The organism is Brevundimonas sp. NPDC092305, assembly GCF_044755415.1.
In the GTDB taxonomy this organism is placed as follows: Bacteria; Pseudomonadota; Alphaproteobacteria; order Caulobacterales; family Caulobacteraceae; genus Brevundimonas.
The window spans coordinates 540888-559975 of the sequence record NZ_JBIVQY010000002.1 but is presented as its reverse complement, the minus strand read 5'-3'; the positions used below and the strand labels follow the sequence as shown (position 1 = coordinate 559975).

Sequence of the window (19088 nt, the reverse complement as noted above, 5' to 3'; positions counted from 1 at the left end):
ACAATGAGCGACCTCGTGAAAATCGAACGCATGACTTCGCGGCCCCAGTTTCTGGCGGCCGCGAAGGGCGTTTCAGAGGCCCGCGGCGCCGTGGTCGTGCAGCGACTGGACCGGGCCGACGGAAATCCCGCGATCCGGCTGGGCTTCACCGCCACGAAGAAGGTCGGCGGGGCCGTGGTTCGCAACCGCGCCAAACGCCGTCTTAGAGAGGCCGCCCGCGCGCTTGCGCCGCATTACTGCGTGGCTGGCGGAGACTATGTCTTCATCGCCCGCATGGGCACGGCGGACCGTCCATGGGACCGTTTGCTTGACGATGTGAAATCGGCGCTTACAAGGCTCGCGACCCCGCGATCCGCGCCCCCGGCGCGAGACCCGCGCACCCCGGCCAGGACGACCGATGCCTCCCCAGAACAATAGCCGCAACACGATCATCTTCATCGTGATCGCGTCCGTCATGCTGTTCGCCTACAGCGCCTTCGTGCTGGAGCCGCAGGCGCGCCAGAAACGCGCCGAGCAGGCCGCCGTCGCCGCCTCGAAGACGGTGGAGACCGGCCCGGTCACCGCGCCGTCGCCCAGCGCGGCCATCTTCGTCACCGACCGGACCCAGGCGCTGGGCACGGGCGCGCGGGTGCCGATCCAGACGCCGACCCTGACGGGCTCGCTGTCGCTGCAGGGCGCGCGGATCGACGACCTGTTCCTGACCCGCTACCGCGAGACGATCGCCAAGGAGTCGCCGGCGGTGGAGCTGTTCCGCCCGGCCGGCATGCGCCACGCCTATTTCGCCCAGTTCGGCTGGGCGGGCCCGAACATTCCCGGCGGCGTTCCCGGACCGAACACGCCGTGGCGCCTGACGCGGGGCTCGACCCTGACGCCGACGACGCCGGTGACGCTGACGTGGGACAACGGACAGGGCCTGCGCTTCACCCGCGTGATCGCGATCGACGCCGAGTACATGTTCACGGTCACCGACACGGTCGCCAACTTCGGGACCCAGCCCGTCAGCATCCAGCCGTTCGGCCGGATCGAGCGGCAGGGCGTGCCGGACGATCTGGGCCGCAACCAGATCCTGCACGAGGGCGGCATCGGCACCTTCTCCAAGGGCGACGGCTTCTCGACGCAGCAGCTGAAGTACAAGGCGTGGGCCAAGAAGCCGGTTCAGGAGCATGAATCGACCGGCGGCTGGCTGGGCATCACGGACAAATACTGGCTCGCCGCCCTGATCCCGTCGCAGGACGAGAAGATCGAGGCCGCCTTCCGTGTCTCCGATCAGGCCACCTTCGACACCCACTCGGCCACCATGCTGGGTCAGGCGCACACGATCGCACCGGGCGCACAGACGGTCGAGACGACCCGCCTGTTCGCCGGCGCCAAGCGCAACGAAATTCTCGCCAGGTACGAGAAGGACCTGAAGCTGCCGCGCTTCATCTATGCGATCGACTGGGGCTTCCTGTTCTTCCTGACGCGCCCGATCTTCCTGCTGGTCGAGTTCTTCTACGGCCTCGTGGGCAACTTCGGCGTGGCCATCCTGCTGCTGACACTGACCGTCCGCCTGATCATGTTCCCGCTGGCCAACAAGTCCTACGAGAGCATGTCGAAGATGCGGAACCTCCAGCCGAAGATGGAGGAGATCAAGAAGAAGCACCCCGATGACCCGCAGAAGCAGCAGGTCGAGATCATGGCCCTGTACCAGAAGGAGAAGATCAATCCTCTGGCGGGCTGTCTGCCGCTGCTGCTGCAGATCCCGGTCTTCTACGCCGTGTACAAGATGCTGTTCGTCACCATCGAGATGCGGCACCAGCCCTTCTTCGGATGGATCCGCGACCTGTCGGCGCCGGATCACACCAACGTCTGGAACCTGTTCGGCCTGATCCCGTGGGATCCGTCCACCGCGCCGCTGATCGGCGGCCTTCTGGCCGGCGGGTCGGGCGGCTTCACGCTTGGCATCAGCGTGCTGGCGATCATCTACGGCCTGACCATGTGGCTGCAGATGGCCATGAGCCCGCAAGCGCCGGATCCGATGCAGCGCCGCATCTTCCAGCTGATGCCGATCATGTTCACCTTCATCATGGCCGGCTTCCCGGCTGGCCTGCTGATCTACTGGGGCTGGTCGAACGTGCTGACCATCCTGCAGCAGTACATCATCATGCATCGCCTGAAGGCCGAGAACCCGATCGACACCTTCCTCGAGCGCTTCAAGAAGGCGAAGGCCTGATTGACCGAGGGCGATTTCACCGACGAGGATCTGGAGCAGGCGCGCATCCTGTTCGCGCGGCCTGCGACCTTCGTCATGGGCTGCGCCAAGATCGAGCAGCTGCCTGATCCTGACCTGCCCGAGATCGCTTTCGCGGGCCGGTCGAACGTCGGCAAGTCCAGCCTGATCAACGGGCTGGTCGGCATGCACAAGCTGGCCCGCGCCTCTAACGAGCCGGGCCGCACGCGCGAGGTCAACTTCTTCGATCTGGACGGCAGGATGCGACTGGTCGACCTGCCCGGCTACGGCTGGGCCAAGGCGTCCAAGACCACAGTCAAGAAGTTCCAGGACCTGGGCCGCGACTATCTCCGCGGGCGGGTGACGCTGAAGCGGGTCTATTTGCTGATCGACGCCCGGCATGGGCTGAAGAAGGTCGACGACGAGGCGCTGGACGCGCTCGACCTCGCCGCCGTCAGCTACCAGATCGTGCTGACCAAGGCCGACAAGCTGAAAAAGGGCGAGGGCGAGAAGGTCGCCGCCGCCACCCTGAAGGGCATCTCCAAACGCCCCGCCGCCTTCCCGGCCGTGATCCTGACCTCGGCCGAAAAGGGCGAGGGGCTGCCGGAGCTGCGGGCCGAGATCATGCGCACGACGGGTGTGACGCTCCAGGCTTGATCCTGCCGCGTCGGGGTGATGGTGTGGCCGGATGCAGACCCGGCTTATAAAGACCGACGGCATCACCCAGACCATCCTCGAGGCCGGCAGCGGCCCGCTGGTGCTGTTGATCCACGGCTTTCCAGAGCTGGCGATCAGCTGGCGCGCGCAGGTCGGGGCGCTGGCGGCGGCCGGGTATCGCGCGGTGGCGCCGGACATGCGCGGCTATGGCGGGACGGAGAAGCCGACCGAGACCGCGGCCTACGGGCTGATGGCGCTGGTGGGCGACATGGTCGATCTGGTCCGGGCGCTGGGGGAGACATCGTGCGTCGTGGTCGGCCACGACTGGGGCGCGCCGGTCGCATGGCATTGCGCCCTGACGCGGCCAGATCTGTTCCGCGCGGTCTTCGCCCTGTCGGTGCCGTTCCACCCGCGACGGGTGCAGGGACCGCCCACCGCGGCGATGGCGGCGATCTCGAAACGGCGCGGCCGGGGCGATCTCTACATCAGCCGGTTTCAGGCGCCCGACGCCCACGAGCCGATGGACGCCGATCCGGAACAGGCGCTGCGCAAGATGTTCCATGCCTATGACGGCGCGACGCCGGACGGGCGGCAGTCGACGGGCTTTTTTCCCGAGGGCGTCGATCTGATGGGGTCTATCGCGGACGATGCGATCCTGCCGCCGTGGCTGACCGAGCCGCATTTCCGGGAGTACGTCGACGCCTTCGCCGCGGCCGGGTTCAAGGCTCCGCTGGACTGGTACCGCAACCTCGACCGCAACTGGGCGGAGACGGCCTGGCTGCAGGACAGGCGGATCGAGGTTCCTGCCGGTTTTATTGTCGGCGAGCGCGATCCCGTGCGGCATTACGCCGGGCCGGCGGAAGCGGGATTGAAGGACTGGGTGACCGATCTGCGGGTGCAGCAGGTCATCCCCGGCGCCGGCCACTGGCTTCAGCAGGAGCGGCCGGACGAGGTGAACCGGCTGCTGATCGACTTTCTGCGGTCCCTATAACCCGGCCATCGCCTCAGCCGTGACCTCAAGGCTGCGCACGCGGGCGTCGGCGTCGAAGATCATGCCGGTGACCATGACCTCATCCACCTGCGTGCGGGCGATGAAGTCGGACAGGCCGGCGCGGACGGCGTCCACGCCCCCGATTGCCGCATAGGTCAGCCGGCTTTCGACCGCCGCGATCTGCTGCGGCGTCAGCACGCGAGTCACATCATCCACCGGCGGCTTCAGCTTGCCGGGCGTGCCCGAAACCACGGCGGCGAAGGCCTGCTGCATCGAGGTGGAGATGTGGCGCGCCTCTTCATCTGTGTCGGCCGCCAAGACGTTCATCGCCGCCATCGCATAGGGGCGGTCCAGCGTCTTCGACGGCCGGAACCCGGCGCGATAGGTCTGCAACGCCTGCAGCAGCAGCTCGGGTGCGAAATGGCTGGCGAAGGCGAAGGGCAGGCCCAGATGGGCGGCCAGTTCGGCGCTGAACAGGCTGGAGCCCAGAAGCCAGATCGGCACGTTCGAGCCCGCGCCGGGCCAGGCGGTGACCTGCTGGCCTTCGACCGGTGCGCCGAGGAAGGCCTGAAGCTCCATCACGTCGCGCGGAAACTGGTCCGCCGCCTCGAAATATCGACGCAGGGCGCGGGCGGTGGCGCCGTCCGTGCCGGGCGCGCGGCCGAGGCCGAGATCGATCCGGCCGGGGTACAGCGCCTCCAGCGTGCCGAACTGCTCGGCGATTACCATGGGCGCGTGGTTGGGCAGCATAACCCCGCCGGAGCCCACTCGGATGCGTTCCGTCGCCCCCGCCACCTGCCCGATCACCACAGCGGTGGCGGCCGAGGCGATGCCGGGCATGTTGTGATGTTCCGCCAGCCAGAAGCGGTTGAAGCCGAGCCGGTCGGCGGCCTGGGCGTAGCGGGTGGTTTCCTGCAGGGCGCGGCGGATGTCGCCGCCTTCCACCACGGGGGAGAGGTCGAGCACTGAGAAGGCGGTCATGCCAGCCTAGATCGGGTGTCGGGCCGACCATTCAATGGGCGTCACGTGCGATGAAGACTCGACGGGCAGTCTTGGCTCACGGATCAATCACCACGTAGTGCCCTCGTACACACCGTGCGTCCAAGGGAATGGTCATGTCGAACCTCTTCATCTCCGCAAGCGTCCTCGCAGCCGTCTGCGCCGTTTCCAACCCCGACAGTGCGCAGACGCCCGCGGACCTGACAGGTCACTGGGAGGGACGGATCGCATTCGGGGGGCAGTCGCTGCGGGTCGTGTTCCGCGTCGACGACACAGGCCAGACGGTGATGGACAGCCCGGATCAGGGCGCGCGCGGCATTCCCGTGCAGGGACCGACGGTCGAGGGCGGCGTCGTGCGCTTCCTCGTGCCCGCGATCGGCGGCCGGTTCGAAGGGACGCGATCGGAGGACGGCAAGACCCTGACCGGCGTCCTGTCGCAAGGCGGCGTCACCCTGCCGCTGGTCCTTGCCCATTCCGCCGCGACCGTCGAGGTCGTCAGCCGCCCACAAACGCCGAAGCCGCCCTTCCCCTATCGCAGCGAGGACGTGACGATCGACAATCCCGCGGCACCGGGCGTGCGGCTGGGCGCCACCCTGACCTTGCCGGCGGGCGAGGGCCCCTTCCCGGCCGCCGTCCTGATCACCGGCACCGGACCCCAGGATCGCGACGAGACCATTCTGGACCACAAGCCGTTCGCCGTCTGGGCCGACGCGCTGACCCGACGCGGGATCGCGGTCCTGCGCTATGACGACCGGGGCGTGGCGGGATCGACAGGGGATTTCGCGGCGGCGACCGGCGTCGATTTCGCTTCCGACGCCAAGGCGGCGTTCGACTGGCTGAAGACCCGGCCAGAGGTCGACCCGGCGCGCATCGGCATGATCGGCCACAGCGAGGGCGGCGTCTTCGCCCCCATCGCCGTGCAGCAGGGCGCCGATCCGGCGTGGATGGTCATGCTGGCCGGACCTGCCGCCTCGGGCGCAGAGATCATTCAGGAGCAGCAGCGACGGTTCACGACCGCCGCCGGCGCGGCGCCAGAGGTCGTGGAGGAAGGCAACCGCCTGCAGCGCCGCTTCATGGCCGCCGTGGTCGCCAATGCAGACGATGGCGAGGCCGTACGCCGCGAGGTGACCGCCATCGCCCTCGAAAACGGGGCGACGCCCGACGCCGCCGCCCGGACCGGCGCCCAGATGTCGAACGCCTGGTACCGCGGCTATATCGCCCACGACCCTGCGGAGTCGCTTCGCACGCTGCGCATCCCCCTGCTCGCCGTCTATGGCGAGAAAGACCTGCAGGTCCCGGCCAGCCAGAACGCGCCCCTGATGCGTCAGTATCGGCCGGACGCAGACGTCGTGGTCCTGCCCGGCCTCAACCACCTGTTCCAGCCGGCGACGACCGGTCTGATGACTGAATATGGCCAGATCGAAACCACGCTCGATCCATCGGTCATCTCCACCGTCGTGGACTGGGTGGTGAAGACGACGGCCCGCTGATCAGGGAGCGGCCGGTCCGGGACGGGCGGCGGCCTGCTTTTCAGCGCTGTAAATCGCAGCAGGCAGTGCGGCCATCAGCCGATGGATACGGCGCTGGTTTCCGTCGTTGCTGCGGAAGCCGATCAGGATGTCCGGGTCGATGCCTGACACCTCATTGGTCCCATCCTCGCGAAGACGGGCGCAGTTGGGCAGGCGCAGACGGGCGCCGCTGTGGTTCAGCACCGTCTCGATCTCACCGTTGGCGTGGCCGCAGCCGGCGCCGCGGGTGGGCGCGCCGACGATCACAGCCGCACGGTTGTCTTGCAGGACGGCGGCGAATTCCTCACTGGCCGAAGCCGTGGCGCCGTCCACCATAACCATGAGCGGACCCGTCCAGACACCGGGCTCGAACCGATACCGCAGCGGCGTGAAGACCTCGGCCGCCCAAGGCTTTCCGATCAAGCTTGGGTCCAGTTCGGCCACCGGGCCGGTGCTGTAGAGCGGGGCGGTCGTCAGCCACTCGCACTCGAGCGGCCGGCCCGCGAACAGAGGCGTCGGGTCGCACGGCGTCGCGGCCTCCTGACGAGCCTGGGTGAAGACGGCGCGGTAGCCCTCGAGGCGGGCGCGGTCTGCGCGGGGCTGGCCGCGAGCGGCGTCGGTCAGGCGCTGCTCGTCCCCTGCGAAGTTCTCGACCCAGTGAGGGTGGCGGGGAAAGCCGACGCGCTCGGATCGGAGCCGTACGGGGGTGACGACGCGGGCCACGACCTCGACCCATTCGGTGCCTCCGCCATTGCCGGCCAGATCCACCAGCAGCGTCTCTGCGCCCGCATCTCGCAGCGCGCGCAGCCGGGCGGAGACGTCGTCAGTGACGTTGTCCGTCGCGAGCGCGCGCAGGGTTTCCAGACAGTCCTCATCGCAAGGCTGGTCCGCCGGTCGGCTCATGGCGGCGAAGGCGGCGGCGCAGGCGGCCGGGTGGGCGCGAGGCGACAGCTGGGCGATGCGGATCACTCCGAGCTTGCGGCCGTCGATCTCGACGATCCCGGCCGGGAAGCCGCTCTCCCCCTCGAGAGGCTGATAGCCGGGCAGGCGCGTGGCGATGGCCGAGCCGTCCCGACCGTCTGCGCGATAGCCGAGAACATCGCATGGCGGGCGTTCGTCGGCCCCGCCCTGACCGGCTCCACCCGAGGGCGCCGGCGCCCAGACGAAGTCGACGTGGCCATCGCCGAGGTACTGTTCCAGACGGTCAAAGACCTCGCGCGCCTCGGCGTCGCTGCGGGCCGCGCGCAGACGTTGCTCGCCGACCTGAAACAGCTGGCCCAGCGGCGCTTCGCGTTCGGTCGCCGCCCACTGGAGGTTAGCGTAATGCGACGCCATCGCCTCGCGCGTCTGCTGAAGATCGGCGACCCAGCCTTCGGCATTGAAGGGGGTTGGCTCAGGTGGAATTTGAGCCGCAACAGGCGTTGCGGCCGCAAGCATCAGGACAGCGGCGAAGGTGAGGCGCATGAGAGCTCCGGCGGTCGGATTCGACGCCGTGCTCTATCGCGGAAGGCACGCCTGTCGATCGTAATGCGACGGGACATCGACGAAGCGCGCGTTCAGACCGGATGTGTCGGCTCCGGCTTGACCGGGGCGGGGGCGGGTTCTGGCGTCGAGGGCACGTCCGGCAGGGGGATGAACTCGATGTCGTCCTCGGTCGGCAGGGACATGCGGCCGGCCTTCCAGTCGGCCTTGGCCTGATCGATGCGCTCCTGTTTCGAGTGGACGAAGTTCCACCAGATAATGCGCGGGCCGACCGGCTCGCCGCCCAGCGCCATGACGGTCGAGGGGCGCAACGCCTTCACCGTCGGTTCGGCGTTGGGGTCCAGAACGATCATCTGGCCTTCGTGGAAGACGCGGTCGCCGACCTCGATCTCACCCTTGGCCACATAGAGGGCGCGTTCGGAATAGCCGCCGGAGCCGACAAAGCCCTTGCCGGGCGGCGGCGCGGTCCTGACGCCCTCGGCCAGTTCCCAGTGGACGTAGAACAGGGGCGAGGAGGTCTTGACCGCCGCACTGGCGCCGTAGGCTTCGCCCGCCACCAGACGCGCGAACAGGCCGTTGTTGTCATAGGTCGGCTGGTCGTCCTCGGCGTGGTGCCAGAACGCAGGATCGATCTCTTCCGCCTCTTCGGGCAGGGCGATCCAGGCCTGCATGCCGTGCATGGGGCCGCCGCGGCTCTTCTTCAGCGGATCGGTGCGCTCGGAATGGACGATGCCCTTGCCGGCGGTCATCCAGTTGACCTCGCCGGGGCGGATGGCCTGGGTCGCGCCGGTGTTGTCCCGGTGCATGATCTCGCCCTCGAACAGATAGGTCAGGGTCGACAGGCCGATGTGCGGGTGCGGGCGCACATTGATGGCCTCGGATCCCGGCGCGAACTCGGCGGGGCCCATCTGGTCCAGAAAGATGAAGGGGCCGACCATGCGGCGCGAATGGAACGGCAGCACCCGCCCGACCTCGAACCCGCCAAGGTCCTTGCGGCGCGCGTCGATCACCATCTCGATCATGTCGTATCCCTCCGGCTGAACGGCCGGGACGGACTATCCGACGTGAGGCGTCACTATGCCAAGAGGCAGGGCGGTCACATTCTTCACGCCGCGGGTGACGATGTGGCTTTCGCAGTCCGAGACGATGCCCAGCGCCAGCAGTTTCTCGCGCAGGAACTTGTCGAAGGCGTGCATGTCGGACGTGACGATACGCAGCACATAGTCCTCGCGGCCGGTGATGGTGGCGCACTGGACGACCTCGGCCCAGTTGGCGACGGCGGCCTCGAAGGCGTTCAGATTCTCGGTCGACGGCAGATTCAGCTTGACGATGGCGTAGACCTCGAAGTCCAGCCCCAGCTTGACCGCGTCCAGAATGGTGACGCGGCGGAGGATCAGCCCGGTGTCCTCCAGACGCTTGATCCGGCGCCAGCAGGGCGAGGCCGACAGGCCCACGCGCTCGGCCACCTCGGCCACCGACAGGCCCGCGTCCTGCTGCAGGATGTCCAGAATCCGCGCGTCGATGGGATCGAGTTCGTCGGCCAATGCGTTTCTCCCGCTCTTATTATCGCGCAATAAAATACCCCTGATTGGCAGAGTGCAAGGTGAAAATCGAGCGAGCCTTCGCTTGACCGTTCGTGCTAGACGGCCATTCTGAGGAAACGCGGTCGGATCAACCGAACGGCAGGACGGAATGAAGAAGCCCAATACGCAGGCCCAGAATTCTTTGGCCCTTTCGCTGCGCGTGCCCGAACCCTCGGGGCGGCCGGGCGATCCCACCGATTTCAGCCATCTGAAGCTGGATCCGGCGGGCGCCGTCGAGCGGCCCGAGGTGTCGACCGCGCCGTTCGACATGCGCGACCACGCCTTCCGGCTGGTGCGGGTGCTGGACGACGACGGCAAGGCGGTCGGGCCGTGGAACCCACGGCTGGACCCGGAGACCCTGCGCAAGGGTCTGAAGGCCATGATCCTGACCCGCGCCTTCGATGACCGGATGCACCGCGCCCACCGCCAGGGCAAGACCAGCTTCTACATGAAGTGCACCGGCGAAGAGGCCATCGCGGTAGCCCAGGGCATGATCCTGAACCGCGAGGACATGGGCTTCCCGACCTATCGCCAGCAGGGCCTGCTGATCGCGCGCGGCTATCCGCTCGTCGATATGATGAACCAGATCTATTCGAACGCGAGCGACCCGATCAAAGGGCGCCAGCTGCCGATCATGTACTCGTCGAAGGAGTATGGCTTCTTCACCATCAGCGGCAATCTGGGGACGCAGGTGCCGCAGGCCGTCGGCTGGGCCATGGCCAGCGCCTACAAGGGCGACGACAAGATCGCCATCAGCTGGATCGGGGACGGCGCCACGGCGGAGGGCGACTTCCACAACGCCCTGACCTTCGCCGCCGTCTATCGCGCCCCGGTGATCCTGAACGTCGTCAACAACCAGTGGGCCATCTCGTCCTTCATGGGCATCGCGGGCGGTCTGGAGACGACCTTCGCGTCCAAGGCCATCGGCTACGGCCTGCCGGCGCTGCGCGTCGACGGCAACGACTTCCTCGCCGTCTGGGCCGCGACCCAGTGGGCGGAGGAGCGGGCGCGGACCAATCAGGGCGCGACGGTGATCGAGCTGTTCACCTATCGCGGCGCGCCGCATTCGACCTCGGACGACCCGAGCCGCTACCGGCCGGGCGACGAGCATGAGAAATGGCCGCTGGGCGACCCGGTTGACCGGCTGAAGCAGCACCTGATCGCGCTCGGCGAATGGTCGGACGCGCAGCAGGAAGAGGCCGAGAAGGACGCCGTCGAACAGGTTCGCGCGGCCGGCAAGGAATCCGAGGCCATCGGCACCCTTGGCCAGTCGCGTCCCAGCGTGAAGACGATGTTCGAGGAAGTCTATGCGACCGAGGACTGGCGTCTGGTCGAACAGCGCCGCGAGGTGGGGGTCTGATCATGACTGAGCAAACCACCTTCACCGAAGCCGACCGCCGCGACGGCGTCGAGCCGGACATGGTCGATCAGAACAATGCGCCGAAGTCGGAGGCCCCGACCGGCGGCGTTCAGCCGATGAACATGATCCAGGCGCTCAACTCGGCGCTGGACGTCAAGATGTCTGAGGACTCCAGCGTCCTCTCGTTCGGCGAGGACGCCGGCTATTTCGGCGGCGTCTTCCGGGTCACCGACCACCTGCAGAAGAAGCATGGCCTGACCCGCAGCTTCGACGCCCCGATCAGCGAGTGCGGCATCGTCGCCGCCGCCATCGGCATGGGCGCCTACGGCCTGCGTCCCGTCGTGGAGATCCAGTTCGCCGACTACATCTATCCGGCCTATGACCAGATCGTCTCGGAGGCGGCCAAGCTGCGGTATCGCTCGGGCGGGCAGTTCACCTCGCCGATCACCATCCGCAGCCCCTACGGCGGCGGCATCTTCGGCGGTCAGACCCACAGCCAGAGCCCCGAGAGCCTGTTCACCCACATCGCCGGCCTGAAGGTCGTCATTCCGTCCAACCCGTATGACGCCAAGGGCCTGCTGACCGCGGCGATCGAGGACGACGATCCGGTCGTCTTCTTCGAGCCCAAACGCCTGTACAACGGCCCCTTCGACGGCTGGCACGAGAAGCCGGTCAGCCCGTGGAAGGCGCAGGAACTGGCGCAGGTCCCGACCGGCAAATACGTCGAGCCGATCGGCAAGGCGCGGGTCATGCGCGAGGGCTCCGACGTCACCATTCTGGCCTATGGGACCATGGTCTGGGTGTCGCTTGCGGGCGCCGAACACGCGGGCGTCGACGCCGAGGTGATCGACCTGCGCACGCTGGTGCCGCTGGATATCGAGACGATCGAGGCCAGCGTGAAGAAAACCGGCCGCTGCGTCGTCGTGCACGAAGCCCCGAAAACGTCCGGGTACGGAGCGGAGCTGTCGGCACTGGTTCAGGAGCGCTGCTTCTACCACCTCGAGGCGCCGATCGCGCGGGTGACCGGCTGGGACACCCCCTATCCGCACGCCTTCGAGTGGGAATATTTCCCCGGCCCCGAGCGGGTCGCCGCGGCGCTGAAGGCCGTCATGAGCGGGGGTCGCTGAGATGGGTCGTTTCGTCTTCAAACTGCCCGACGTGGGCGAAGGCACCGCCGAGGCCGAACTGGTCGGCTGGCACGTGAAGGTCGGCGACGTGGTCGCCGAGGACCAGATCGTGGCCGACGTCATGACCGACAAGGCGACGGTGGAGATCACCGCGCCTGTGTCCGGCAAGGTCACCGCCATCCATGGCGAACCCGGCCAGATGGTCCCGGTACGCGGTCCGCTGGTGGAGTTCGAGGTCGAGGGCGCAGGCAATGCGGCGGACGAGCCCGCCCCGGCTCCGAAGGTCGAAGCCGCTCCGGCGCCGGTCGAGGCTCCGAAGGCCGTCGCGCCCGCCCCGACCCCGGCCGCACAGCCGGCGTCCGGCGCAAACTACGTCTTCAAACTGCCCGACGTCGGCGAAGGCACGGCCGAGGCCGAACTGGTCGGCTGGCACGTCAAGGTCGGCGACAGCGTGTCGGAGGACCAGATCCTCGCCGACATCATGACCGACAAGGCGACCGTCGAGATCACCTCGCCCGTCGCAGGCGTGGTCGTCGCCATCCATGGCGAGGCCGGACAGCAGGTCCCCGTCGGCGGGCCGCTGGTCAGCTTCAAGGTCGAGGGTCCGGGCAATGTGGCCGCAGCCCCCGCCCCCGCTCTGAAGACCGAGGCCGCTCCGGCCCCCGTCGCCGCCAAGGTCCCGGCGCCGAAGCCCGCCGCTCCGGTCGCCGCCGACAGCAAGCCCCGCGCCCTGTCCGATCGCAACCAGCGCCCGCTGGCCTCGCCGGCCGTGCGCAACCGCGCCCGCGATCTGGGCGTCGAGCTGCAGTTCGTCCCCGGCTCCGGCCCCGTTGGCCGCATCGAACACGCCGATCTGGACGCCTTCGTCGCCTCGGGCGGTCGCGGATCGTCCGTGTCCGGAGGATCGACCGGTTCGACCTATGCGAAAGCCGAGGGAACGACCGAGGTCCGCATCATTGGCCTGCGCCGCAAGATCGCGGAGAAGATGGCCGAGAGCGTCCGGCGCATTCCGCACATCACCTATGTGGAAGAGATCGACGTCACCGCGCTGGAAGAGCTGCGTGCGCACCTGAACGCGACCAAGGCCAAGGACCAGCCCAAGCTGAACGTCCTGCCCTTCATCGCCCGCGCCATCGTCGTCGCCCTGCGCGACCAGCCGCAGATCAACGCTACCTATGACGACGAGGCCGGCGTCCTGACCCAGCATGCCCCGGTCCATCTGGGCATCGCCGCCCAGACGCCGAACGGCCTGATGGTGCCTGTCGTCCGTCACGCTGAAGCGCGCGATCCATATGACACGGCCTTGGAAATCGCCCGCGTCTCAGGCGCGGCCAAGGACGGTTCGGCCAAGCGTGAGGAGCTTTCGGGCTCCACCATCACCATCACCTCGCTGGGCACGCTGGGCGGCATCACCCACACCCCCATCATCAACCACCCCGAAGTCGCCATCGTCGGCCCCAACAAGATCCAGGAGCGGGTCGTGGTGAAGGACGGCCAGATGGTCGTGCGCAAGATGATGAACCTGTCCTCCAGCTTCGATCACCGCATCGTCGATGGGCATGATGCGGCGGTCTTCGTGCAGCGCATCAAGGGCCTGCTGGAGCATCCGGCGACGTTGTGGATGTGAGCATGACCCAGACCCTCAAGACCAAAGTCCTGATCATCGGCGCCGGCACCGGCGGCTATGTCGCCGGCATCCGTTGCGGCCAGCTGGGGCTGGACACCATCCTCGTCGACGGCGGCGACGGGCTGGGCGGGACCTGCCTGAACGTCGGCTGCATTCCGTCCAAGGCCATCATCCATGCGGCGGGCAAGTTCGAGACGGTGTCCAAGGCCGCGAACGGCGGCACGCTGGGGATCACGGTCGCCAAGCCGGCCATCGACCTGTCGCAGACGGTCGCGTGGAAAGACGGCATCGTCAAAAAGCTGAACGCCGGCGTGGCGGCCCTGCTGAAGAAGGCCAAGGTGAAGGTCATCAAGGGCTGGGCGACGTTCGCGGACGCCAAGACCTGCACGGTCAAGACGGACGACGGCGACATCACCATCACCGCCGAACACGTCATTCTGGCCACCGGCTCGGACCCGGTCGAACTGCCGTTCCTGAAATTCGGCGGCGACGTCATCTCCTCCACCGAGGCCCTGTCGCTGGCTGAGGTCCCGAAGAAGCTGGTCGTCGTCGGCGGCGGCTATATCGGGCTGGAGCTGGGGATCGCCTTCCGCAAACTCGGCGCCGACGTCGCTATCGTCGAAATGGCCGACCGCCTGCTCCCGCTCTACGACAAGGCCCTGACCGATCCGGTCGCCAAGTGGCTGGAGAAGCACGGCGTCGAACTGCATCTGGGCGCGAAGGCGGGGTCGTTCGAAAAGGGCGCCCTCAACGTCACGACGAAGGATGGTCAAACCATCCAGCTCAAGGCCGACAAGGTGCTGGTCACCGTCGGCCGCAAGCCGCGGACGCAGGGCTGGGGTCTGGAGAACATGGGCGTGGCCATGGCCGGGCCGTTTGTGAAGATCGACGATCGCTGCGCCACCAGTATGCGCAACGTCTGGGCCGTCGGCGACCTGACCGGCGAACCCATGCTGGCCCACAAGGGCAGCGCGCAGGGCGAGGTCGTCGCCGAGATCATCGCCGGCCACGACAGGCGGTTCGATCCCGTCACCATCGCCGCCGTCTGCTTCACCGAGCCGGAGATCGTCTCCGCCGGCCTCGGTCCGCAGGACGTCGAGGGCCGCGACGACGTGATCCAGTCCGTCTTCCCGCTGATGGCCATCGGCCGCGCGCTGGCGATAGAGGCGGGCGAGGACGGCGGCTTCGTGCGGGTGATCGCCTCGAAGACCGACCACCGGCTGCTGGGCGTGCAGGCGGTCGGCCAGCATGTGTCGGAAATGTCCAACAGCTTCGCCCAGATGCTGGAGATGGGCGCGGTGCTGGAAGACGTCGCCGGCGTCATCCACGTGCACCCGACGCTGGGCGAGGCCTTCCACGAGGCGTCGCTGCGCGCGCTGGGCCACGCGATCCACATCTGAGTTTCGCCCAACCGTCACAATCCTCTGGTCTAAGCGGGCCACCTCACGCTGTCCGGAGACTGACGATGACCCGCATCCTGCTCGCCGCCGTTTCGAGCGCGGCCCTTCTCGCTCTGGGCGCCTGTGGCGACGGCGGGGCGGGCGGCAGTTCTCAAGGTCCCCGTGCGGGCATCTGGGCCGCCGGCTCCTCGACCGTCTTCCCGTTCGCCAACCGGGTGGCCGAGAACTTCCAGCGCACGTCCGGCGGCGCGTCGCCCCGCGTGGAATCGCTGGGCACCGGCGGCGGCATTCAAGCCTTCTGCCAAGGCGTCGGGCCCTCGACCCCCGACGTCGCCAACGCCTCGCGTCCGATGAAAAAGTCGGAGTACGAGCTGTGTCAGAAGAACGGCGTCACCGAGATCGTCGAGATCAAGATCGGCTTCGACGGGATCGTCATCGCCACGGCCCGCAGCGGCAACAGCTTCAACTTCCGCCTGCAGGACCTCTACATGGGTCTGGCCAAGGAGGTCCCCGGCGCGAACGGCCAGATGGTCGCCAACCCGGCCACGACCTGGAACCAGATCAACCCCGCCCTGCCGAACCAGCGCATTCAGGTCTATGGCCCGCCGCCCACCTCGGGCACGCGCGACGCCTTCCTCGAACTGGGTATGGCGCCGGGCGCCGCCCTGATCCCCGCCCTGAAGACGATCAAGGACGACGACGGCGACCGCTTCGAAACGCTGGCGCACACCCTGCGCGAGGACCAGCTGTGGATCGACTCGGGCGAGAACGACAACGCCATCGTCCAGACCCTGACCCGCACGCCGGGCTCGCTGGGCGTGTTCGGCTTCTCGTTCCTCGAGCAGAACCTCGACACGGTGAAGCCGGAGACGATCAACGGCGTGGCTCCCTCGGCCGACACCATCGCTGATGGTTCTTACCCGCTGGCCCGCAGCCTCTACATCTACGTCAAGAAGCAGCACGTCGGCGTGACGCCGGGGCTGGAGCAGTTCGTGATGGAGTTCATGAGCGAGGCCGCCGCCGGCCGTGGCGGCTATCTGCAGGACCGGGGTCTGGTGCCGCTGCCGGAGACGGAGCTGGCGGCCCAGCGCGCCGTGGCGCAGGCGCTGACCGTGATGGCCGCGCCGACGAAGTAGGCGAGAAGCGTTCTCCCTCCCCGTTCGGGGAGGGTGGTCGCGCAGCGACCGGGTGGGGAGGGCTCAGCAAGGCAGCCGCGCTGTTTCGCCGAGCCGCCCCCACCCGTCGTCGCTCCGCGCCGACACCCTCCCCCGGCGGGGGAGGGAGAGTTCCATATCACCGCGTATAGGCTGGCGGCATCGCCCCTTCGCCGCCGTCCTTGTAGCGGTCTCGCAGCAGGAACTGGCGGCTGGTCGGGGCCTGTTCCTGACCGTTGATCCAGATGTGTTCGGCGATCGACAGCGGCTCCAGTGGATCGCCCGACCAGACGACCACGTCAGCGGCCGCGCCGGGGCGCAGTTCGCCGACCTGACCGGCCATGCCGAAGATCTTCGCCGGATTGACCGTGATCGCCTCGATCGCCGCCGCATAGGGCAGGCCGTGGGATACGGCGTTGCCGGCGTTATAGCGGGTCTCGCGGGCGCGGTGGATCGAGCCCTCGTTCCCCTTGATGGCGATGGTCACGCCCGCCGCCTGAAGCGCCGCGGCGTTCTCCATCCGCGCCGCCCGGGTTTCGAGATTGCCCGGCAGGTTGGAGATGGGATTCAGCAGCACGGCGACATTGGCGGCCGCGATCTGGTCGGCGACCAGCCAGCCCTCCTCGACGCCATCGAGGATAATCTTCACCCCCTCTTCACGCGCCAGACGCAGGACCTGCTGGATATCGGCCGCGCGGCGCACGGTGACGATCAGGGGCATCTCGCCGTTGGCCACCGGGATCAGCGCTTCCAGATCGGCCCGTGACAGGCTGAGGTCGCGCAGGCCGGCCCGGTCATAGGCGGCCTTGTTGCGGGCATAGAGGCGAACCTCGGCGAGCGTTTCCTTGAACTGGACGAACTCGGCCCCGCGCGCGCCGCCGGCCACGCCCGCTCCGGCCTCGCCGAACGGCGCTACCATGGCCACGCGCGGCTTTACGAGTATGTCGTTGCCCTGGGCCAGATGGATGATGGCGGCCTGCCCGGCGAACAGGCTGGGCGACTGGAAGCCGTCAGAGACGCCGGCGAAGTCGGAGTCGTCATGGGCGTGACCGCCGCCTCCGCCGCCCGGATGGGCCGGGACGACGACGGCGCGCGTGATGCCGCCCAGACGCGCCACCGGCAGGGTGAAGGACCACGGATCCAGCCCATAGCTGACGTCGAACGAGGCGCTGATCGAGTTGGCGCTGTTCCTCAGGTCGTCCGATCCGCCCACGGACGAAATCTCGGACGCGCCCAGTCCGCTGTCGACAGCGACGAAGCCGGGCGACACTACCTTTCCGGTCGCGTCGATGATGCGGGCGGTGGCAGGCGGCGCCATGACCCCGACCGCGACGACACGGCCGTTCTGGATCACGACGGTGCCGTTCTCGATCACGGAGGTACCAGTCAGGATCTTGCCGCCCGTGATCGCAGTCAGCTCCTGCGCGGCGGCGGGAAGTGCGAGCGCCGCAAGGGCGGCGCCGAGGATGAGGCTCTTGAGGCGCATCAGCGGGCTCCCTGCGGAACGTTGGCGGCGGAGAGTCCGAAGCCGGGCTGGCCGAGTTCGAAATCGGAGACGGGCTGATAGGCCGGGTTCATGCGGTCGAAGGCCAGGCCGCCGTCGATGAAGACCTGATCGGCGCGGGCGTAGACGCTGAACGGGCTGGCGCTCCAGATCACGACGTCTGCGCGCTTGCCGGCTTCCAGCGAGCCGGTCTGGTCGGCGATGCCGAGCGATCGGGCCGGGTTCAGTGTGATCCATCTGATCGCATGCTCTTCCGAGATGTTCATTCCGATGCGACGACCGGCGGCGACCGCGGCGGCGGCTTCCTGATTGAGGCGCTGGGTCAGTTCCGCGTCGTCGGAGTGGATGACGGCGCAGGAGCCTTCGGGCGCATCGACGAGGGCGGCGTTGGCCTCGACCGCGTCCAGAGCCTCCATCTTGAAGCCCCACCAACCGGTCCACATGTCGGCGCAGATGCCTTCACGGGCCAGTTGCGGGGCCAGCTTGTAGGCCTCGATCGCGTGGTGGAAGGCGGTGATGCGGTAGCCGAACTCCTTCGACAGATCGATCATCATCGCCATCTCGTCGGCGCGATAGCAGTGGTTCTGGATCAGGATCGTGCCGTCCAGCACCCCGGCCAGGGTCTCGTTCTGCAGGTTGCGCGTGGGCGGCGTGCCCTCGCCGGTCTCGCGCCACTTGTCCCATTTGTCCTTGTAGTCGCGGGCCGCGATGAAGGCCGCGCGATAGCCGGCCATATTGCCCATGCCCGTGGCCGGGCTCTGGTTGCGGCCGCCGTAGACCCGCGACGGGTTCTCGCCGCAGGCCATCTTCAGGCCATAAGGCGCGCCGGGCATCTTCATGCCCTGCATGGTCACCGACGGAATGTTGCGCACGGTCACGCCACGGCCGCCGAACAGGTTGGCCGAGCCGGGCAGGATCTGGAGGGTCGTCACCCCGCCGGCGCGGGCGGTGTTGAAGCCGGGGTCTTGCGGCCACAGGCTGTGCTCGGCCCAGACCTGTGCGGTGTTCGGGCTGGTCGCCTCATTGCCGTCGCTCATGCCGGTCACGCCCGGCGAGGGATAGACGCCGAGGTGCGAGTGCACGTCGATGACGCCCGGGGTCACGTAGCGGCCCTGTGCGTTGACGGTGCGATAGCCGGCCGGAACCGCCGTCGAGGCGTCGCCGACCGAAGCGACCTTGCCGTCCGTCACGATGACCACGCCGTTCTCGAACCGGCGTCCGGCGCCGTCGTAGACCGTACCGCCGACGATGGCGAAGTTCTCACGCGGCAGGCCGCGATAGGTCGAGGGGTACGGGTCGGGGTTGGCGGCGTAGTCCAGCCCGGTCGGCAGGACGTTCGCATCCTCGTCGGATGACGATCCGTCCGCCGACGGAGGGGAGTCCTGACCGGTGGTGGCGCAGGCGGCCAACAGGGCCGTACAGGCCAGGGCGACGAGGCTCAGGCCTCGCGGGGCGGAACGTCTCATATGGGGCTCCCCTGATGCGCC

General features: G+C 68.0%; 16 protein-coding genes. 10 read left to right on the top strand and 6 right to left on the bottom strand.

The features are described 5' to 3' along the window. Positions 1-3 precede the first annotated feature (3 nt). From rnpA to ACIQC9_RS13200, 4 genes are read left to right on the top strand one after another with little or no spacing between them, the layout of a single operon-like run. On the top strand, positions 4-417 hold the full coding sequence (gene rnpA / locus ACIQC9_RS13215) for a ribonuclease P protein component (RefSeq protein ID WP_400616668.1): 414 nt from the start codon (positions 4-6) through the stop codon (positions 415-417). Further along, the gene (yidC, locus tag ACIQC9_RS13210) at positions 398-2212 is read left to right on the top strand and encodes a membrane protein insertase YidC (protein WP_400616665.1); all 1815 of its coding nucleotides are present in this window, start codon (positions 398-400) and stop codon (positions 2210-2212) included. The genes rnpA and yidC overlap by 20 nt, the downstream gene beginning before the upstream one ends. Continuing rightward, positions 2213-2866, top strand: a complete 654-nt coding sequence (yihA, locus tag ACIQC9_RS13205; RefSeq protein WP_400616662.1) for a ribosome biogenesis GTP-binding protein YihA/YsxC — start codon at positions 2213-2215, stop codon at positions 2864-2866. It abuts the gene before it with no gap. Positions 2867-2897: 31 nt separating this feature from the next. Continuing rightward, the gene (locus ACIQC9_RS13200) at positions 2898-3857 is read left to right on the top strand and encodes an alpha/beta fold hydrolase (protein ID WP_400616659.1); all 960 of its coding nucleotides are present in this window, start codon (positions 2898-2900) and stop codon (positions 3855-3857) included. On the opposite strand, the gene ACIQC9_RS13195 is transcribed toward ACIQC9_RS13200, so the two are convergent. Further along, on the bottom strand, positions 3852-4838 hold the full coding sequence (locus ACIQC9_RS13195) for an LLM class flavin-dependent oxidoreductase (RefSeq protein WP_400616656.1): 987 nt from the start codon (positions 4836-4838) through the stop codon (positions 3852-3854). The two genes, ACIQC9_RS13200 and ACIQC9_RS13195, sit on opposite strands and share 6 nt — an antisense overlap. Positions 4839-4972: 134 nt before the next feature. On the opposite strand from ACIQC9_RS13195, the gene ACIQC9_RS13190 reads away from it, so the two are divergent. Further along, positions 4973-6346: an alpha/beta hydrolase family protein gene (locus tag ACIQC9_RS13190; RefSeq protein WP_400616653.1), complete on the top strand. Its 1374-nt coding sequence runs from the start codon at positions 4973-4975 to the stop codon at positions 6344-6346. Here ACIQC9_RS13190 and ACIQC9_RS13185 read toward each other — a convergent pair whose 3' ends face one another. The 3 genes from ACIQC9_RS13185 to ACIQC9_RS13175 form a co-directional block, all read right to left on the bottom strand. Then, the gene (locus tag ACIQC9_RS13185) at positions 6347-7828 is read right to left on the bottom strand and encodes a S41 family peptidase (protein ID WP_400616650.1); all 1482 of its coding nucleotides are present in this window, start codon (positions 7826-7828) and stop codon (positions 6347-6349) included. A 92-nt stretch (positions 7829-7920) separates the two neighbouring features. Beyond that, positions 7921-8868: a pirin family protein gene (locus ACIQC9_RS13180; RefSeq protein ID WP_400616647.1), complete on the bottom strand. Its 948-nt coding sequence runs from the start codon at positions 8866-8868 to the stop codon at positions 7921-7923. Between the two features lie 33 nt (positions 8869-8901). Further along, the gene (locus ACIQC9_RS13175) at positions 8902-9390 is read right to left on the bottom strand and encodes an Lrp/AsnC family transcriptional regulator (protein ID WP_400616644.1); all 489 of its coding nucleotides are present in this window, start codon (positions 9388-9390) and stop codon (positions 8902-8904) included. 148 nt (positions 9391-9538) lie between these two features. On the opposite strand from ACIQC9_RS13175, the gene ACIQC9_RS13170 reads away from it, so the two are divergent. The 5 genes from ACIQC9_RS13170 (at position 9539) to ACIQC9_RS13150 (ending at position 16079) form a co-directional block, all read left to right on the top strand. Further along, positions 9539-10789, top strand: coding sequence for a thiamine pyrophosphate-dependent enzyme (locus tag ACIQC9_RS13170; RefSeq protein WP_400616641.1), 1251 nt, complete (start codon positions 9539-9541; stop codon positions 10787-10789). 59 nt (positions 10790-10848) lie between these two features. Then, positions 10849-11916, top strand: a complete 1068-nt coding sequence (locus ACIQC9_RS13165; RefSeq protein ID WP_400617354.1) for an alpha-ketoacid dehydrogenase subunit beta — start codon at positions 10849-10851, stop codon at positions 11914-11916. 1 nt (position 11917) lies between these two features. Beyond that, complete coding sequence (locus ACIQC9_RS13160) at positions 11918-13543, top strand: 2-oxo acid dehydrogenase subunit E2 (RefSeq protein WP_400616638.1); 1626 nt, start codon at positions 11918-11920, stop codon at positions 13541-13543. A gap of 2 nt (positions 13544-13545) precedes the next feature. Continuing rightward, entirely contained in the window at positions 13546-14943 is a 1398-nt protein-coding gene (gene lpdA, locus ACIQC9_RS13155) for a dihydrolipoyl dehydrogenase (protein ID WP_400616635.1), read from the top strand. Between the two features lie 65 nt (positions 14944-15008). Continuing rightward, the gene (locus ACIQC9_RS13150) at positions 15009-16079 is read left to right on the top strand and encodes a substrate-binding domain-containing protein (protein WP_400616632.1); all 1071 of its coding nucleotides are present in this window, start codon (positions 15009-15011) and stop codon (positions 16077-16079) included. Positions 16080-16236: 157 nt separating this feature from the next. On the opposite strand, the gene ACIQC9_RS13145 is transcribed toward ACIQC9_RS13150, so the two are convergent. Together ACIQC9_RS13145 and ACIQC9_RS13140 are read right to left on the bottom strand one after the other, a co-directional pair. Next, positions 16237-17583 carry an amidohydrolase family protein gene (locus ACIQC9_RS13145; protein WP_400616629.1) on the bottom strand — a complete coding sequence of 449 codons (1347 nt, stop codon included), beginning with the start codon at positions 17581-17583 and terminating at the stop codon, positions 16237-16239. Then, positions 17583-19067, bottom strand: coding sequence for an amidohydrolase (locus ACIQC9_RS13140; protein ID WP_400616626.1), 1485 nt, complete (start codon positions 19065-19067; stop codon positions 17583-17585). The genes ACIQC9_RS13145 and ACIQC9_RS13140 overlap by 1 nt, the downstream gene beginning before the upstream one ends. Positions 19068-19088 lie beyond the last annotated feature (21 nt).

Coding starts and splice junctions, on each gene's coding strand:
- ACIQC9_RS13170 (WP_400616641.1), top strand. CDS start 9,539: ATGAAGAAGCCCAATACGCAGGCCCAGAATTCTTTGGCCCTTTCGCTG.
- yidC (WP_400616665.1), top strand. CDS start 398: ATGCCTCCCCAGAACAATAGCCGCAACACGATCATCTTCATCGTGATC.
- rnpA (WP_400616668.1), top strand. CDS start 4: ATGAGCGACCTCGTGAAAATCGAACGCATGACTTCGCGGCCCCAGTTT.
- ACIQC9_RS13140 (WP_400616626.1), bottom strand. CDS start 19,067: ATGAGACGTTCCGCCCCGCGAGGCCTGAGCCTCGTCGCCCTGGCCTGT.
- ACIQC9_RS13160 (WP_400616638.1), top strand. CDS start 11,918: ATGGGTCGTTTCGTCTTCAAACTGCCCGACGTGGGCGAAGGCACCGCC.
- ACIQC9_RS13180 (WP_400616647.1), bottom strand. CDS start 8,868: ATGATCGAGATGGTGATCGACGCGCGCCGCAAGGACCTTGGCGGGTTC.
- lpdA (WP_400616635.1), top strand. CDS start 13,546: ATGACCCAGACCCTCAAGACCAAAGTCCTGATCATCGGCGCCGGCACC.
- ACIQC9_RS13165 (WP_400617354.1), top strand. CDS start 10,849: ATGGTCGATCAGAACAATGCGCCGAAGTCGGAGGCCCCGACCGGCGGC.
- ACIQC9_RS13195 (WP_400616656.1), bottom strand. CDS start 4,838: ATGACCGCCTTCTCAGTGCTCGACCTCTCCCCCGTGGTGGAAGGCGGC.
- ACIQC9_RS13150 (WP_400616632.1), top strand. CDS start 15,009: ATGACCCGCATCCTGCTCGCCGCCGTTTCGAGCGCGGCCCTTCTCGCT.
- ACIQC9_RS13190 (WP_400616653.1), top strand. CDS start 4,973: ATGTCGAACCTCTTCATCTCCGCAAGCGTCCTCGCAGCCGTCTGCGCC.
- ACIQC9_RS13185 (WP_400616650.1), bottom strand. CDS start 7,828: ATGCGCCTCACCTTCGCCGCTGTCCTGATGCTTGCGGCCGCAACGCCT.
- ACIQC9_RS13200 (WP_400616659.1), top strand. CDS start 2,898: ATGCAGACCCGGCTTATAAAGACCGACGGCATCACCCAGACCATCCTC.
- ACIQC9_RS13145 (WP_400616629.1), bottom strand. CDS start 17,583: ATGCGCCTCAAGAGCCTCATCCTCGGCGCCGCCCTTGCGGCGCTCGCA.